This window comes from Fervidobacterium changbaicum (assembly GCF_004117075.1).
GTDB classification, from domain to species: Bacteria; Thermotogota; Thermotogae; order Thermotogales; family Fervidobacteriaceae; genus Fervidobacterium; species Fervidobacterium islandicum.
This window is the reverse complement of record NZ_CP026721.1, coordinates 1,717,328-1,734,196: the sequence shown is the minus strand read 5'-3', so window position 1 is coordinate 1,734,196 and position 16,869 is coordinate 1,717,328. Positions and strand designations below refer to the sequence as shown.

Below are 16,869 nucleotides of genomic sequence, written 5' to 3'. Positions count from 1 at the left end.
GCGCCCAGGCTTTTTTCATCGCACTTTAGCTGTTTTAAAGCTTATGTACCCCATGCCAAGTAGTATAATCAACGGTACAACGAGTGAGAAAGATATGTTCTTTTCTATGATTACCCCCAACAGCATGCTCACTACACTACCTCCAAGTGAGGTGAACGCGTACGTTGCACCGTTGAAGAGCGTAACGTGGTCTTTTTGAATTTTCCCAAGTGCGCATTTTTGCACGTAAGGGAAAAGTGGTCCAAAGAAAAAGCCCGAAAAGACGAAGAAAAGTGGATTTCTAAAAATAAATAACAGCGCTATAGTGAAGACTAAAATCAGCACATTTGTTCGCAATAAATTGGGGATAGCCTTCTGGATAGTATTTGTTATAAACCTACTCACCGTGAATGTCACCCAAAATAGGGCGTACGCCATGTACGTTGACAATATGCGCTCTTTCATTATCGTTCCAGCCCAAGTGATGACACCTATTTCAACGGATGAGTAAAATATAAGAAGCAGCAAGAACGTTGAAAAATTGCCGTCCTTGAACGCATCCACTATGCCCCTCAATGAGAACCCACCTTGCTGGTTGTGTAAAGCCGGGAAGTGTTTCAAAATTGTGTATATTCCAAGGGTTAAGAACAGAATAGTATATATCAAATACACGTTCCTGAAATCACCAAGGTATTTTGTTGCCCACGTTATGCAAAGGGGTGCAATCACTCCTCCAAGTCCGTACGCACCATGAAAAAAGCCAAAGTTCGCATTCTTGGCTTGCGCAAGAAGTGTTGTGGAACTTGTGAAACCAAATCCCGTTGAAAGGCCGAATACGAACAAACCGAGCATGGAAAGTAAATAATTACCTGAGAACGCAACTATCAAAGAACCTGTAATCGTCAATGTGTAGCCGATAAGTAAGGCACGCTTAATTCCCAGCCTTCCAAGGTAGAGCCCAGTGAAGATATTCGAAATGACCGTTCCTGCAAGTGAAAAGAACGGTAGAAGCGAAGAGACAGCTATTGATATATCGAACAGTTCTCTAAAAGAACTCAGTAGTGGCGGCATCGAGTTTAAAACAAGCGAATAAGAGAATATCACGAGCATGGGATAAAGGTTCTCCAAAGTTGTCCACTCCTCTCTGACGGTACTTCAGTCTTCTATTCCGTACCGTTCCATTTTGTAGTACAACGTCCTGACACTGATATCAAGCATCTTTGCCGCTTTGACTTTGTCACCGCCGGATTGTTTTAACGCCGCAGTGATGACCTTTTTTTCGTACTCTTCAACCATATCTTTCAGCGGTTTTTCGCCCAAATCGGTAAATTCTGCTTCTTTCTTCTCCGCTTTCGCGCCGCTGTCATCCGGAAGGTGTTTTAAGTCGATGTACCTTTCCTCTGGTCCCATGTTTATCATGACTCTACCAAGGAAGTTCTCAAGTTCTCTTACGTTCCCTGGCCAATCTCTTGAAACTATGTATTTGATAACCCCAGGACTGATACCTTCCACCATCCTGCCGTATTGTTGATTGAGTTTTTTGACTATATGAATTGCCAATTTCGGAATGTCTTCTTTTCTATCTTTTAAGGCTGGTAAATATATCGGAAAGACGTTGAGCCTAAAGTATAGGTCTGGTAAAAACTCGCCGTTTCTCACCATCTTCTCAAGTTCCATGTTCGTTGCCGCTATAATCCTTACATCAACTTTTCTGACGTTTCTCCCGCCGACAGGAACAAACTCTTTTGTTTCGATGAACCTCAACAACTTGGGCTGCAAAGAAAGTGGAAGTTTCCCAACTTCGTCAAGGAACAAAGTGCCACCGTCTGCCTCTTCAACAAGCCCCTTTTTACCACCGTGGAGTGCGCCTGTGAAAGAGCCTTCCTCGTAACCAAACAATTCGGATTCCAAAATTGTTTCCGGTATCGCTGCGCAGTTCACACTGACAAACGGCTTGTTTCTCCTCGGGCTTGCGTTGTGAATTGCATGTGCGAACAATTCCTTACCTGTGCCACTTTCCCCTCTGAGTAAAACGGTCGCCGGAGTTTGCGCAACCTTTTTTGCCTGCTCTTTCGCAATTTGTATGAGCCTGCTTTCCCCAATGATGTCATCAAAGGTGTACTGAGCTCGCATGTGCCTGATCAACCTTTTTACTTCTTCAAGTTCGTTGGTTAGTTTCAAAATTTCGGAAACGTCGTGAACCACCGCAACGCTACCTTTGAATTTGCCCTTCACAAACAACGGGGTAGCGTTCACGATAACCTCTTTCTTCGCTGGTCCAACCTTTAGTCGAGCGTTGTAGATCGGTTGTCTGAGTTTTGCGATGAGCATGTGTATGCTCTCACCTTCGGCAATGTCAACCGTTGCAGGCTTGCCTATGACATCTTCGGGTGAGTAACCTGTGATCTTTGTATAAGCTTTGTTAACGAGTCTTACTATACCGTTCTCATCGGCAACGCTTATCGCATCATTTGTAGAGTCAATTATTGCTTTGAGCTGAGCTTCGATTTCCTTTAAGTTGGTAATTTCTTCAGCAAGTTTTCTTATACTTGTTATATCCCTAAAGACCGCAACGGCACCTAAGATTCTTCCATTTTCATCTTTGATTGGTATTCTTGAGGTGATGATTACTGCATTCTCGGTGTGTTGGACTTGGTCGATTTCGGGGATTCCAGTCTGGACAACGATGTGTAAACGGGTGTTTTTAACAACCTCATCGACTCTTTTCCCGACAATGTCCGAGGGCAAATTCAAAAGTTTTTGCGCGTTTTTGTTTACATAAAGCACTTTGGCGTCTTTATCGACGATGATTATTCCCTCGATAATTGAATCAAGAACTATCTTATAGATCCTTTCCATCAGCTCATCTCCATGGTTTTAGTGTGCCCGCAGTTTCAGGCACTATTCTCCAATGACTTTGACCACGACTCTTTTTCTTCTTTGTCCGTCATACTCTGCATAGAATATCTCTTCCCAAGGGCCCAGGTCAAGTTTTCCGTTTGTAACCGGAAGTACAACTTGGTGATGGGTTAAGATGCGCTTTAAGTGTGCGTCACCGTTTGTTTCTCCAGTCCAGTGGTGTTTGTAATTACCCGCCGGTGCAAGTTTCTCAAGCCATTCCCAGATGTCTTGATGCAGACCGGATTCGTTGTCGTTCACGATTATCCCAGCGGTTATATGCATCGCTGACACAAGGCAGAAACCTTCCTTGATGCCACTTTTTTCTACAATTTCTTGTATCTTATCTGTTATGTAAACGAGTTCCCTCTTCTTGCTTGTGTTGAACCAAAGGTATTCAGTGTAGCTTTTCATATAAAGGTACCTCCTTTTAAGTTTTTATATAATTCAACGATTTTAACAATTTTATGGTCTAATTTATAGAGTGCTCTGATAGAATTATACTAGATAAATCTATTTTTTGGAACGGGCAACTGTTTTTTGGAGATCGAGTCAAAGGAGGATATATGAAAAAGATACATATTCTGAATATAGCGCTGACATTCTTCATGATTTGGGCCATCATGTTCAAATTCGAAATGACGGAAGTTCTGGACCTCAAGATTTCAGATTTGTTTTACAAAATGCGTGGTGCAGCTGGTATTTCACCCCATGTTGTGGTTGTTGGAATCGATGAATATTCACTTAGCACTCTGGAGGTAGAAGGAGATACATGGCCTTGGAACCGCGATGTTTACGGAAAGTTGCTCCAAAAAGTTTTTGAAGATGGTGCAAAAGTTGTAGCATTCGATGTTTCTTTCACAGAACCTATGGATGAAAATACAGATGCTTATTTCGCAAGTACTCTACTCATGTATGGTAATGTGGTGCTCGGTACGTATTTGATAAATGAAAAAGAAACTTACGAACTTTTCAACAAAAAGCTGAGAGAGAGAATAGAGCAGAACAGAACGTACCTTGATTATGCCTACAAGATGATTAATTTTAGAGAACTTTTGCTCATGAAACCTTTCACAGTTTACAAAATACGCCCCGTGTACGAGCCTTTTGCTATGGCAGCTTACAGCGCCACGTACGAGATCGGAACACTCGATGCTGATGGAATAGTTAGAAGGATGCCACTGTTGATCGTTGAAGAATGGGCAAGGGAGAATGGGATTTCTTCGGGTATTCTACCACATATGAACGTTATAGCCTGTGCTATATACCTCGGAGCAAAACCCGAAGAAGTGTTGCTGGATTTTTCTAAACGCGTTGTAATATTAAATGGGAAAGAGGTGCCTTTTGATAATTCTGGATACATGCACCTTTGGTATTACGGTAAGTCTTCAAATATTTTCAAGGAAATCCCGTTCTATGATGTAATAACTGGAAGATTCGAAAGAGGAACGTTCAAAGACAAAGTCGTGTTGGTGGGTTACACTGCAACCGCTAAAGGACTTTATGATTTGAGGATAACACCGTTTTCCAACGAGGAAGCAGGTGTTTTTGTCCATGCAACGGCTATTGAAAATATACTGAGGAGTGATTTTCTAAAACTACCTTCACCTTTTTACAATAGTCTATTGGTAATTGCTTTGATGACTTTGCTCGGAGTTCTATCGAACTTCAAAAGGAAACTTATTAATGTCGTAATCCCGTCGATACCTATTCTTTTTATCGCTATTTCATATGTTCTATTTTTGAACCGTATTTATGTTACTACGTTCTACCCGGTGCTCGGATACATTGTGGTCGGTTCGGTTAAGTTAGTTGGCGATTTTTTGTCGGAAAGTGCTGAGAAAAGGAAGATGAAAGAGTTCCTTTACAGGTACGTTCCAGATAAAGTTGCCGAAGAATTAATAACTAGAGGAGAGCTTAAGCTTGGAGGAGAAACGAGAAATGTTGTTGTTTTGTTTTCAGATATAAAGGGATTTACGAGCAGGTCGGAACGTATGAAACCAGAGGAAGTGGTTGCATTTCTCAACATTTATCTGACAAGAATGAGCGAGATTATCCGATACAAGTACGACGGGACGATCGATAAATTTATAGGGGATGCGATAATGGCTATCTTTGGGGCTCCGATTTCTTACGAAAATGATATTGAACGCGCACTTTCTTGTGCACTTGATATGAGAAATGCTTTGAAAGAGCTGAACAAAGAATACGGATTCAGCCTTGATAGTGGAATCGGCATACATTATGGACCAGCAATTGTTGGGAATATTGGAGCACCTTTTAGGATGGACTACACGTGCATCGGAGATACAGTAAACACAGCTTCAAGAATCGAACACCTCACACGAGAAGTCGATGCTGAGGTTATAGTATCAGAGGAAATTGTACGGCGTACGGATAGATTTTTATTTGAATATCTCGGTGAGTTTGCTGTTAAAGGGAAAAGTGAAAAGCTGAAATTGTACAAGTTGATCGGTAAAAAGGTAGAGGAAAATGTTAAAGATGGGGGGAAACAAGTTGAGGAACTTCGATGATTTAACAGTTGAGCTTAACAATACGAAGTATATCCTGAGAAAAAATGGAACTTTTGAAATTTTCGGTAGTCTTCCTACGCAAGATGATGTATACGAATTGGCGATGAACTATGGACTTCCAATAAATGAAAGATTATTCGATATGACATACGAATTGCTGAAAATAGAGAATCTCGGTGATGTGAAAGAGATAGTGGAAAATTTTTTTAAAGCAAAACTTGGCAAGGACGTTGTCGTGACATACTCGGAGAATCCTTCGCAACTAACTATTCAAAATGATCTTTTAGTTATGCCTATCTTGAGTAAGAATTCAGGTAATTTAGGAACGATAATCTTGCAAGGTAAGTTCACGCTCGATGAAGTACTGGCTCTTTTAGCATTCTATGATTCTCTTGTTTCAATTATTGAGGGAATGATAATCAATTACAGATTGGAACAATTATTGAAAAGCGCACTGGATACTCTGTTTGTTGCTTTGAATAAACGTGTACGATTAAGTGAGAAAGACTTAGCTAAAATGGAAAATATCGCCCTCAAGATAGCAAAATTCGAAGGTCTAAGCCAAGACGAAGTTCGTCTTGCACTGAAGATAGCCAACGTTGGATTTGTCGGGTTGAAGGATGAGCTTTTTGAGAAAATTCTATCAGGGAATTTCACTGAACAAGAATACGTAGAATATCTAAAGCATGTAGACTTAGGCTACGAAATTCTCAGAGAGATGGATGTTCCAATGTTCGTGCTTGAAGCTTGTTTGTATCACCACGAGTACATCGACGGAACCGGAATAAAGGGACTGAGAGGTGAAGAAATCCCAAAGTTCGCGCTGGCTGTTGGTTTCGCCGAGCACATAGTTATATTGAAATGGGGGCGTTCAAAGTTGCAGGGTAAGTACCCAGAAAACTACATAGCGTTAATATTTAGTGGGAGTGACGCACCGTGAGTTTACGTGACATCTTTCCCTATCTGTTCTTGGGTCACCTTTTCGGAGATTACGTGCTGCAAACAAGTTACATTGCAGCTCACAAATCGAAGAGTTTAAAAGTGCTGGGCTTTCATATCTTTCTAGTCTTTGCTTCTCAACTTATGTTCATTGTAGGGAAGAACTTCAGCATTCAAGTTCTTGGTCTTATATGTCTCTTAACTGTTCTCCATTTTCTGATAGACTTTCTGAAGTTCTCCTGCAAAAATAAGTTTTGCACTACTTGGTATTATTATTTGATTGATCAATCTTTTCACATGCTGTCTTTAGTCTTCGTCGGTTCACTTATGACACCAGTTGAGCCGTACCTTCCAAGAACGGTAGCAGTTGTTTTATCGGTAATGATATTCAACGGTTATTTTGTAAGCATCCTCGTGCATCTTCTGACATCGAACGGAATGTACAAAAGGGACTACATCGGATATGTGTTACGAATGGCAGCACCCGCAATATACATAATTAATCCTTTTTTGCTTGTTATCTATGCGGTGTTCTGTCTTATTCCAGTGGTGAAAATCAAAAGGAGAGGGTCAATGTTTAATGTTCTGAATTACATTTTAACAATTTTTTCTACGATAATACTTATGGGGGTGATGTTATGACTAAAGAGTACAAAGTTCTTACGGTGGCAATTCTAGGAATTCTGGCAATCCTCACCGTCTCGGCGTTAGCTGACATCAAAGTGACCGTGGAAAACAACATCGTTGTTGTTGGTGGAAAGCTGCCAATCACCGTGGAGGTGACTGGCAACGACGGTAAACCTGCGCAGTTCAATTTAAAAGCAAAATTGAACCTGGGCGGGTTTGACAAACCAGATGTACTAACTAAAGGATTGAGTGGAAGTGGGAAGCTCGTGTTGAACTATTTAGCTCCAAAGAAGTCAGCCGATGTCAAAATCACATTCACAGCGGAAACTTCGGACAAAGGTGTGTTCACTCAAGAAGTTTCCATTAGAGTAGTGGAGAAAGATGAGGCAGAGTTCAATGAACAACTCAAAGCACTCATAGATTCTTTCAGAGGGAGCGTCGCAATTAAGAAGTTCAACAAGAAGGCCTGGGAATCGATAACAAAAGACACCGTAATCCAAGAAGGCGACGAGGTTCTAACACTGGAAAAGTCCTACGTCGTTGTCAAATTTCCCGATGGTTCGATGACAAAGATCACCGAGAACACGCAAGTGCTTTTTGAAAAGCTCAGGAAGTCGAAAGAAGGAAAGATTCTCGTGTCAATAGTTATTCAAAAGGGCGGAACGTACAACATTGTTCAGAAGATGATGGCAGGTTCTTCATTTGAAGTTAAGACAGGCAGTGTTACAGCAGGTGTTAGGGGAACTGAATTTGGTGTTGAAAATATCGATGATAAGCCGGTTATAAAGGTATGGAGCGGAGAGGTCTTCGCATTCTTTGGAGATGATTTCGTCGTTCCAGTCTTTGCAGGGCAAACGCTTGTTTATCAACTTGGAACCGAACTTGTACAAGACATTTCTCAGCTATTTGATACTACTACACTCGAACCTCTAAAAGAAGCAATGCCGGAGATTGAAAAGATATTTGAACAACCTATCGAAGAACAAGTGGAACCATCAACAACCGAAAAAACTCAGCAACCTCAACCTCAACCACAGCCACAACCTCAACCAAAAGCATACATACCACCGCTCAGCGTTGAGACAGCTGTTAAAAACAACCAAAAATACATCGTCTACAGCATTTCTCCAGAATTTTCGATAGGCCCTGTTACATTAGGAATAGGTTTGACCGCTTACGCAACGGAAGTTGGAGGAACACTGTACTTTGGTATTCCATCGGAGAATCCAAGTACGAACATTATTAATATGATAACAATAAACCACGTGGCACTGAACCTTGGGAATTTCTACTTGAGGTACGGAAATATGCCTCCGATTTCCTTAGGTATGGGCTTTTCGGTGAGAGATTACTTCAAACCGTACGCTAAGTCTTTTGATACAAAGGTAATCTTTGGTAGCTTCGGTTTGTATCTGCACATCCCTTACGAACTCTCAAAGTTGTGGTTGCCGGAAATCGTCCAGTCTGATTCTGTCTTTGCAGGGGAAATAGAAATAAAAGGGGCAATTGCCGGTATGGATTTGGGGGCTGCGGTGCTCTATGACACCGATGTAAGCACAAAAAATACGCTAGAAACAACAGATGACACTCCAATCAATTTGTCGCTGTCAGCGTTCTTGAGGTATCCTATACTAAGCAATTTGTACTTTGGATTTGAGGTTGGTTCACAGTGGTTATCGGATATGTCCCAGTTTGGAATCGGAGCATTTGCAGGGTTGAGCGGTAAGATAGGGTTCGTGGATGTCATCGGTGGAGGATACGCTACTATGAACGGTTTTAGACCGTTCCACTTCGGAAGGGTTTATACCGTCCAAAAATCGAAGAATGAACTGCAGACTCTGGGTAATAATGAAACATCCTTTGGATTTTTGGCAGGTTTAAGTTTCTACCACGACATCGCTATCGGCAGATTTTACATATACGGTGACTTTAGTGGTGATATGGATGCACTCGGCGAGTTTAGGATAACAATACCACAGATAGGTGCTGTAGCAGGATTGTTTATTTACGGCTATTACTTTGACCAAACACCATTCGTTAGCGGTGAATTTTTCGATAGCGATACGATAGCATTCTTGAGAATCACTTATCCTATAATGGAACGCAATCTGGTCGCAGGTATCGTGTATAACTGGGACGGTACAAAGTGGGTGCAGAGTGTTTACATAGGCAGCGAGATAAGTTGGTAAAGGTTCGATAATTTGATGAATAGCTACACATTCGTCAAAAGAGGAGGAAAGACATGAGGGTAGTTGAAGCCCCTACTTGGTTGTGTGGGTATAGATACAACGGGGTATTGGTTGGAAGGATGTCTAAGAACAAGGTCAACTACAAAAACATCGAATTTTATGTCCTCGGTGATTATTCTTACAGCTTCTTAAAAAAACTTGCAGATATGGTGCAGCAAGGAGTTCGAATTAACCCCGCAGATTTCAGAGACCAAGTTGTTTACATTGCTGCCAAACTCAATAGCAACCTGAGGTTAAACGAACTCTTAAAAGATATCCAACAGGAGATATGTACGATAGTAAATGCACAAGCCGCATCTATCCTTATGTACGAATCGGATCATTTGCGTTTCCTCGTGACTGTAGGAAAAGCAAGCGGTAAGATCGAAAGTATCCCCGTACCAATGGAATCGATCGCTGGTAAGATTTTTCTTGAAGGTAGAGCACTTGTTTTTAACGATTTAGAGACAAACCCCGTTCATTTCAAGGGTGTTGATAAAGCGGCGAAGTTTAAAACGGAGAATATAGTTGGTTCACCGATATGGGTGGAGGATCAAAAAATCGGGGTTATTGAGGTGTTGAATAAAGATGGAGGTTTTACTCAGGAAGATGCTGAAATCGTAGAACTTTTTGCAAAACTAATTGGCCGTAAGCTTTTGAGTACTTGGAGGTACGAGAAGTTTTCAGAATCATTTAAAAAGATACTTTTGGCAATTGCAACGGCTATTGATAAGCGAGATAATTACACGCACCAACATTCAAAAAACGTGGCAAGGATATCTGTGGAGATTGGCAGAAGGATGGGACTGAATCAACAAGAGTTGGAAAAGCTTGAATTCTCAGCGATATTACACGATGTCGGGAAGATAGGTATTCCCGACAGTATCTTACTGAAACCTGGAAAGCTCACTGATGAAGAGTACAGGATAATTAAGAACCACACTGTTTACGGTGCAGAGATTTTGTCCCAAGTGAAGTACGTCGACCAAGCAATACTCAGCGGTGCGCTTGAGCATCATGAACGCCTTGATGGAAGTGGTTATCCCAATGGGAAGAAGGGAGAAGAGATTTCTCTGTTCGGCAGGATCATAGGCATAGCCGATGTCTACGATGCACTCTCTTCAAAAAGAACGTACAAAGAAGCCTGGGACTACAGTGAAGTTCTCAAGATTATCGAATCCGATGTGGAAAAAGGAAAATTCTCAATGGATATATTTGAAAAACTAATAGAAACAGTTAAAGAACTCAGCGAAAACTAAATCGTGGCAAAAAAAATAAAAGTCGGGGCTTGGCCCCGACTTTTGATTGCGTATGTGCAATTATTTGTTGACTCTTGTCTTGAGAACCTTTCCAGGTCTGAATTTCGGAACTTTTCTTGCAGGAATCTTAATCTTCGCTTTCGTCCTTGGGTTCACACCTGTTCTGCCTTCCATCTTCTTAACTTCGAATGTACCAAAGTCAACAAGCTGAACTTTTTCGCCCTTCTCGAGTGTTGCTGCAATCGTTTCAAAGAGTGTGTCGATAACAAGTTTCACATCTTTTTTCTTGAGCTGTGTCTTTTCTGCTACCGCGTTGACAAGTTCTTTTTTGTTCATAAATCCCCCTCCTTCTCATGATGGTGTGGAAATCAAGTATATAATAGCACTTTCGATGGATAAAAATCAAGATGCCGATGAATAGTAATTCTAGCTAAATTATACCACAAAAGACGTGAAAAAATCAAGTATTTTGCCACTAAAGTTATTTTTTCAGAAATAACAGGATTTAGAACTTAATTACTGAACTCATCTAATACCTATAATTCAAGCAATTCAAAAACCCATTCAACCTGTTTATATTTTATCACAACTTCATGCAAGTATGTCAACAGTTTTTTGTTTCCGCACTTTCTTGTTTGACTAAAATATTTGGAGCATCAGTGCTTGATAGTTACGATTTTATCCTTCAATAACCTTTACAATCACTTCACGTGTTCTCGGGCCGTCAAACTCGCACAAAAATACCCCTTGCCATGTTCCAAGTAAAAGATTTCCGTTATTAACAATTATTGTCACACTACTTCCTACAATCGAAACTTTGATATGCGCATCTGAATTGCCTTCAAGATGACGGTAACCTGCGTTTGCCGGGACTATTTTTGCAAGCTGGTTGATAATGTCTTCTACAACCGAAGGATCCGCATGTTCGTTTATTGTCACTCCGCAAGTTGTGTGTGGCACGTATACAACAACGATTCCGTCTTTAACACCGCTTTCTTTCACAATTTTCCTGACCTCGTTAGTTATGTCAACAAGCTCAACCCTTCGTGTAGTACGAACTGAGAACTCTTGAAGCACGCTATCACCACCAAGGTTTCGTCAGTTCTACTCACTTTTTTCGTACGGTACACCATCTGCTGCAGGTGGTCTGGATTTACCAACAAAACCAGCAACAACAATTATGGTCAGAACAAACGGTATAGTATCAAACAATGATTTAACATTAGATGCAACTGTAATTTCCTGCAAGCTTTGGAGCTGGTTGGAGAATGCACCAAACAACCCGAAGAACAAACTGGCAAGCATTGCACCAACTGGGTTCCACTTTCCAATAATCATCGCCGCAAGTCCTATGAACCCTCTACCACCGGACATGAGTTCCTTGAATTGACCGATTTCGCCAACACTCAGATAAGCACCTGCAAGAGAAGCGAACACACCACTCATTATGACTCCGAAGTATCTTATCGCATAAACGTTGACTCCAAGAGTATCGGCAGCTTCAGGATTTTCACCAACTGAGCGCATCCTCAGACCCAGTTTTGTCTTGTATATCAGCCACCAACCAAATGCAACACAACCAAATGCGATGTACACAAATGGGCTGATTTCGCCTATGACCTGCCCTATGAACGGAATTTTAACAAGACCGGGTATCGTTATTTCATCGACCTTCCCAACAAAATCCGTCTGCCCTGGCTGTCCAAAGATGGGTTCCATCAAAAATCCAGTTAAACCTTGAGAAAGTAGTATTATTGCCGTTCCTAAAACGACCTGGTTTCCTGCCCATTTTATGCTACCCCATGCGTGCAAGAGTGCAAGTAGCATACCACTAACGATAGCCATTAACACCCCGAACCATACGTTCCCAGTGAGATAGGTAAACACAACCGATGTGAACGCTCCCATCAGGATAATACCTTCGAGTGCGATGTTAACAACTCCCGTGATTTCACTAAAAACTCCGCCAAGTGATGCAAAGATCAAAGGTGTTGCAGCAGTAAGAGCTATTTTGTAGAACTGCGGGTTTATAAAGATAGAAAGTATCGCTGCCAGAACTCTCATGCTTTCACCTCCACCAACTTAGATGCACGCGACTTCAGTCGTGTGAGATATAGAATAGTTTGTTTTTGTCTTGCTATATTGCCAACCATCGGCTGTTTGAATCAGCTTGCAGTACTTATATCTTATTCCCTGACATACCCTTTTGCCATTTTTATCCTTAATGTCGAAAAATCCGCTTGCTCTCACTGCTACCATACCCATCCAGATACCAGCGTACTTTCCTCGTGGTACAATAGCTTTAACTATATCTCCAGTTTGGAAACCAAAGTGTTTCTTACATCTTTGCCTATGCCCACGTGGGAAACCAAACTTATCTGTATTACACATCTGCCTTGTTCCACGACCAACTGCACGCCATATTTGCACATAACTTTGTGTTATACGAATCTCACTCGGTGTACTCTCACCAACACAACATGCATCGAAATAGTGCTCTTTGGGAAACCCCAGACGAATGCGATTTGCCTTTGTTAGCGCTCCTGTTCCGTATTCAACTGGTATTCCAAAACTGCTTAATGATTTGCTCAGATATGAGCGTATCGAGTTCATGAATGCTGCTTGCTTGTATGTTTGTCTTGCCCGCTCTTCAATATGTGGGTATCCAAACTCAGCAGCTGTTTTGTTGCTCTTCTTTTGGTTACACTCCCGGCAAGCAAGTGTTAGGTTTGATACTCTATCTGTGCCACCTCTTGACCTTGGTACGATGTGGTCGATTTCCAGTGGTACATCGCTTCTACCACAGTATGCACATCTTCGTCCCCACTTTTCCAAAAGATATTCCCTTACCTCGTAACCAAAAAGTGTGCCTCGTTGGTATTCAATACCAGAAATCTCTGGATTTTGCAACTTTTGAGTATCAAACTTTGCATCTTCGATGGATATTGCACTTATTGGCAACAGCTTTGTCAGTTTGATTACCACATTTACAAGCTGGTCTGCTCTTGCTTTGAACGATGATGGCAGCCACCCTTCAGGCCGTCTTCGATTCAGAAACCTCGGCTTTCGGTAGCGAGTCTTTCTGTTTCTTCTACTTCGACGAACAGCACGCCTGGCATCAAGTTTTTGCTTTATGTCTGTCTTGTGGTGTATCTCGCAAAGAAAAACTGTTTCTGCTACATCGCCGTCTTCTCGCAAAACTGAAAGACCAGTAACCTTCGCTCCTTGGTCGAGTTTTAATCTTAAAGGTTGTAACTCGCTTTGCTGTACTGTTCTGTCTTTTAGACGTATAGTGAACGGATGCATTTTGTGAACCACTGCCCTGCCACGACTTAGTAACAATCTTGCGCGCTTTTCTGAACAGGGCATCAGAGGCTTTTTGTTTTTGTCTAACACAAACACCATGCGTCTCACTCCATGAAAATGCCCTTACGGGCCTTGTGACGTGCTAAAGCGGACTCACTTTAGCACTCTCCTCGCCAATGTTGGTAGCCGGCACGTGTGCTGGTCCGTTTCGCCCACACCCCAAAGGTTGTCTGCAACCAGCACTTCCAGGGTCCGGGACTGGAGAAGCATCCCGGAGTGGGTCTTGAGCCTACTACCAACGTAGCACCTTCGTCCCCTTGTCCTTCGGGTCCAGTGCTCAGGCTGGTCAACTAAGGCTTTTACTAGCCCTCGACTTCAGTCGGAGGTAGTTGACCTTCTTTCTTGCATAAATGGCCTTAACTATTCTATCTGCTGCAACCAAGAATATCACGATGCCTTGCACGATGATAACGATGTATTTCGAAACACCCATAAATTGCATCTCGTTGCTTCCCGTTCTAAGCGCACCGATTAGAAGCGCTGCAAAGATAATACCTATTGGATTGTTTTGTCCTATCAACGCGATACTGATACCATCAAAACCTTTACCACCGGAAAGCTCGCCCAAGAATCTGTGGTGAACTCCCATTAATTCAGTAACACCGGCAAGTCCAGCGAGTGCGCCGCTTATCGCCATAGCAAGTACAACGTTTTTCGCAACACTAATTCCGCCGTATTCGGCAGCGTATGGATTGAAACCAACAGCTTTGATTTCGTATCCAGTTGTTGTTTTATTTAAGAAAACGTACATAAATACAGCCGCAGCTATGGAAATAAGTATTCCAGCACTAAGTTCCATTGCACCAACTCTCATAAGAACTGGCAATTGAGCAGACTGAGCAATTTCAGGGCTTTTCGGTGTGCCTGAACCAGTTGCAAGTGGCCCAGTTACCATGAACGAAGCCAAGTATGTTGTAATCCAGTTCAACATAATTGTTGTGACAACCTCGTGAGCACCTGTTTTTGCTTTCAAATACCCCGCTATAGCAGCCCAACCGGCACCGGCACCCATACCTATTAAAATTGTGAGAGGAATTGCAACAGCAGGAGGTAGACCTCCGAAATTGCTTGCAAATGTCGCAGCCATCAAAGCACCCATCGCCATCTGACCTTCAGCACCTATATTGAACACACCCGCCCTAAAGCCAAAACCAACAGCCAAACCTGTCAAAATCAAAGGTGTGGTCTTTATTAATGTATCAATTATCGCCTGTTTGTTTCCAAAAGCGCCGTGCAAAAGTACGCCATAAGCCTTTATCGGATTCTTGCCTATAGCAAGAATAATGAACCCAGAAATTAACAAAGCGATTAAGACAGCGATAACTGGAACGGCAATGCTCTCCAGTGCTTTTTTCATTTCAAGCTTCTTCATTTCTTACCACCTCGAACTTCTTCAAGTCTCTTACCGGCCATCATTAAGCCTACTTCTTCAACAGTTGTTTCTTCTGGTTTTACTTCACCCATGATTTGCCCTTCGTACATCACCAATATCCTATCGCTCAGTGAGAATATTTCCTCTAATTCCATTGATATCAAAAGAATCCCCACATCGTGTTCCCTCATTTTTAAAATTTGCCTGTGGATGAATTCGATCGCTCCAACGTCGAGTCCCCTTGTAGGTTGTGCTACAACCATAAACTTCGGTCCCGCTTTTATTTCCCTTCCAACAACCAATTTTTGCTGATTACCACCGGAGAAGTTACCACCAAGGTGCTCTATTATCCTTGGTCTTACATCGAACTCTTCCATCAGTTCGGCTGTGTATCTTTTTATCTCTTGATGGTTCAAGAAGGCGCCAGCTGCAAACGGACGTTTGTAATGCCTGCCGAGGATCACATTGTAATAGGCTGGGAATTGCTTAATTAGAGCATGTTTCAGCCTATCTTCTGCTATATGTGTCATCCCCATCTCTCTAAGGATCCTAGGATGCTTGTTCGTCACGTCTACTCCTTCGAATATCACTTGTCCTTTTTCAGCCCTTCTTAGTCCAGTTATAGCTTCAACCAGTTCCGTCTGTCCATTACCTGCAACACCAGCAATACCTACAATTTCACCTTTTCTTACCTTAAACGAAACTCCTCTGACCGCATCAAGGTGCCTATTATCCTTTACCCAAAGGTCTTTGACTTCAAATACCACTTCCTTAGGTGTATGCGGTGCCTTGTCGAGCTTCAAAACGACATCCCTACCAACCATCGCACGTGCTATCTCACGTTCGTTCGTTTCCTTTGTAATAAGTTCAGCCGTTACCCTTCCACCACGCATCACTGTTATTCTGTCGCTGATTTCCATAACTTCGTTGAGTTTGTGCGAAATGAATAGTATCGTTTTTCCACTCTTTTGCAAGTTCCTCATGATCTCAAAGAGTTCCTCAACTTCTTGGGGAGTTAAAACGGCTGTAGGTTCGTCGAGGATGATTATATTCGCACCTCTGTAAAGTGTTTTTATTATCTCGACACGCTGTTGCATACCAACTGGAATGTCTTCAATCTTTGCATCAACATCGACGTACAGACCGTACTTTTCAGACAGCTCCTTAACTTCTTGTCTTGCCCTTTTCAAGTCAAAATTAACACCCTTCACAGGTTCGTTTCCAAGTACGACGTTTTCGGCCACAGTCAAGGTATTAACGAGCATGAAATGCTGGTGCACCATTCCGATTCCTGACCTTATCGCATCCCTTGGTCCTGTGAAAACTCTTCGCTCACCGAAGATACGTATCTCACCACTGTCCGGATGATAGAGTCCATAAAGTTGGTTCATCAACGTACTTTTCCCAGCACCGTTCTCTCCAACAATAGCGTGGATTTCGCCTTTCTTAATCCTGACCGTTACCCTGTCGTTTGCGAGCACGCCGGGGAATCTTTTGGTGATCTCTATCATCTCAACAGCGTACTCAGAATGGCTATCTCGACTCTCATGTTTTGGGTCTTTGCTATCCTTCAAATCTTTTCTCAAATCGTCCACTACAAGTCCACCTCCAACACTGGTAAAGTCATATAAACTAAGAACGCCATCTTGGTAGACTACACAAGCATG

General features: G+C 42.2%; 14 protein-coding genes. 5 read left to right on the top strand and 9 right to left on the bottom strand.

The window, feature by feature from the left end; all coding sequences use genetic code 11:
• Nucleotides 1-15 precede the first annotated feature (15 nt).
• The 3 genes from CBS1_RS07960 to CBS1_RS07950 are packed head-to-tail and all read right to left on the bottom strand — an operon-like array spanning nt 16 to nt 3,291.
• On the bottom strand, nt 16-1,107 hold the full coding sequence (locus CBS1_RS07960; RefSeq protein ID WP_090222957.1) for an MFS transporter: 1,092 nt from the start codon (nt 1,105-1,107) through the stop codon (nt 16-18).
• Between the two features lie 27 nt (nt 1,108-1,134).
• Nucleotides 1,135-2,838, bottom strand: a complete 1,704-nt coding sequence (locus CBS1_RS07955) for a sigma-54 interaction domain-containing protein (protein ID WP_090222955.1) — start codon at nt 2,836-2,838, stop codon at nt 1,135-1,137.
• Between the two features lie 42 nt (nt 2,839-2,880).
• Entirely contained in the window at nt 2,881-3,291 is a 411-nt protein-coding gene (locus CBS1_RS07950; protein ID WP_033191562.1) for a secondary thiamine-phosphate synthase enzyme YjbQ, read from the bottom strand.
• 152 nt (nt 3,292-3,443) lie between these two features.
• Here CBS1_RS07950 and CBS1_RS07945 point away from each other — a divergent pair, with 152 nt between their 5' ends.
• From CBS1_RS07945 to CBS1_RS07925, 5 genes are read left to right on the top strand one after another with little or no spacing between them, the layout of a single operon-like run.
• Nucleotides 3,444-5,411: a CHASE2 domain-containing protein gene (locus CBS1_RS07945; protein WP_090222954.1), complete on the top strand. Its 1,968-nt coding sequence runs from the start codon at nt 3,444-3,446 to the stop codon at nt 5,409-5,411.
• Nucleotides 5,395-6,351 (top strand): HD-GYP domain-containing protein, encoded by a 957-nt coding sequence (locus CBS1_RS07940; RefSeq protein WP_090222952.1) that lies wholly within the window; start codon nt 5,395-5,397, stop codon nt 6,349-6,351. Before CBS1_RS07945 ends, CBS1_RS07940 begins: the two co-directional genes overlap by 17 nt.
• The gene (locus CBS1_RS07935; RefSeq protein WP_033191564.1) at nt 6,348-6,992 is read left to right on the top strand and encodes a DUF3307 domain-containing protein; all 645 of its coding nucleotides are present in this window, start codon (nt 6,348-6,350) and stop codon (nt 6,990-6,992) included. Before CBS1_RS07940 ends, CBS1_RS07935 begins: the two co-directional genes overlap by 4 nt.
• A complete protein-coding gene (locus tag CBS1_RS07930; RefSeq protein ID WP_033191565.1) occupies nt 6,989-9,166 on the top strand; it encodes a FecR family protein in 2,178 nt (725 codons plus the stop codon). The genes CBS1_RS07935 and CBS1_RS07930 overlap by 4 nt, the downstream gene beginning before the upstream one ends.
• A 53-nt stretch (nt 9,167-9,219) precedes the next feature.
• Nucleotides 9,220-10,464, top strand: coding sequence for an HD domain-containing phosphohydrolase (locus CBS1_RS07925; protein WP_033191566.1), 1,245 nt, complete (start codon nt 9,220-9,222; stop codon nt 10,462-10,464).
• A 60-nt stretch (nt 10,465-10,524) separates the two neighbouring features.
• Here CBS1_RS07925 and CBS1_RS07920 read toward each other — a convergent pair whose 3' ends face one another.
• From CBS1_RS07920 to CBS1_RS07895, 6 genes are all read right to left on the bottom strand, one after another.
• Nucleotides 10,525-10,800 (bottom strand): HU family DNA-binding protein, encoded by a 276-nt coding sequence (locus tag CBS1_RS07920; protein ID WP_033191567.1) that lies wholly within the window; start codon nt 10,798-10,800, stop codon nt 10,525-10,527.
• Between the two features lie 342 nt (nt 10,801-11,142).
• Entirely contained in the window at nt 11,143-11,541 is a 399-nt protein-coding gene (locus CBS1_RS07915; RefSeq protein WP_090222950.1) for a secondary thiamine-phosphate synthase enzyme YjbQ, read from the bottom strand.
• A gap of 27 nt (nt 11,542-11,568) precedes the next feature.
• On the bottom strand, nt 11,569-12,528 hold the full coding sequence (locus CBS1_RS07910) for an ABC transporter permease (RefSeq protein ID WP_033191569.1): 960 nt from the start codon (nt 12,526-12,528) through the stop codon (nt 11,569-11,571).
• A gap of 18 nt (nt 12,529-12,546) precedes the next feature.
• Nucleotides 12,547-13,869: an RNA-guided endonuclease IscB gene (gene iscB / locus CBS1_RS07905; protein WP_128998141.1), complete on the bottom strand. Its 1,323-nt coding sequence runs from the start codon at nt 13,867-13,869 to the stop codon at nt 12,547-12,549.
• A gap of 247 nt (nt 13,870-14,116) precedes the next feature.
• Nucleotides 14,117-15,187, bottom strand: coding sequence for an ABC transporter permease (locus CBS1_RS07900; protein WP_090222962.1), 1,071 nt, complete (start codon nt 15,185-15,187; stop codon nt 14,117-14,119).
• A gap of 11 nt (nt 15,188-15,198) precedes the next feature.
• Nucleotides 15,199-16,713: an ABC transporter ATP-binding protein gene (locus tag CBS1_RS07895; protein WP_090222960.1), complete on the bottom strand. Its 1,515-nt coding sequence runs from the start codon at nt 16,711-16,713 to the stop codon at nt 15,199-15,201.
• Between the last annotated feature and the right edge of the window lie 156 nt (nt 16,714-16,869).

Coding starts and splice junctions, on each gene's coding strand:
- CBS1_RS07920 (WP_033191567.1), bottom strand. CDS start 10,800: ATGAACAAAAAAGAACTTGTCAACGCGGTAGCAGAAAAGACACAGCTC.
- CBS1_RS07900 (WP_090222962.1), bottom strand. CDS start 15,187: ATGAAAAAAGCACTGGAGAGCATTGCCGTTCCAGTTATCGCTGTCTTA.
- iscB (WP_128998141.1), bottom strand. CDS start 13,869: ATGGTGTTTGTGTTAGACAAAAACAAAAAGCCTCTGATGCCCTGTTCA.
- CBS1_RS07945 (WP_090222954.1), top strand. CDS start 3,444: ATGAAAAAGATACATATTCTGAATATAGCGCTGACATTCTTCATGATT.
- CBS1_RS07950 (WP_033191562.1), bottom strand. CDS start 3,291: ATGAAAAGCTACACTGAATACCTTTGGTTCAACACAAGCAAGAAGAGG.
- CBS1_RS07955 (WP_090222955.1), bottom strand. CDS start 2,838: ATGGAAAGGATCTATAAGATAGTTCTTGATTCAATTATCGAGGGAATA.
- CBS1_RS07895 (WP_090222960.1), bottom strand. CDS start 16,713: ATGATAGAGATCACCAAAAGATTCCCCGGCGTGCTCGCAAACGACAGG.
- CBS1_RS07925 (WP_033191566.1), top strand. CDS start 9,220: ATGAGGGTAGTTGAAGCCCCTACTTGGTTGTGTGGGTATAGATACAAC.
- CBS1_RS07930 (WP_033191565.1), top strand. CDS start 6,989: ATGACTAAAGAGTACAAAGTTCTTACGGTGGCAATTCTAGGAATTCTG.
- CBS1_RS07910 (WP_033191569.1), bottom strand. CDS start 12,528: ATGAGAGTTCTGGCAGCGATACTTTCTATCTTTATAAACCCGCAGTTC.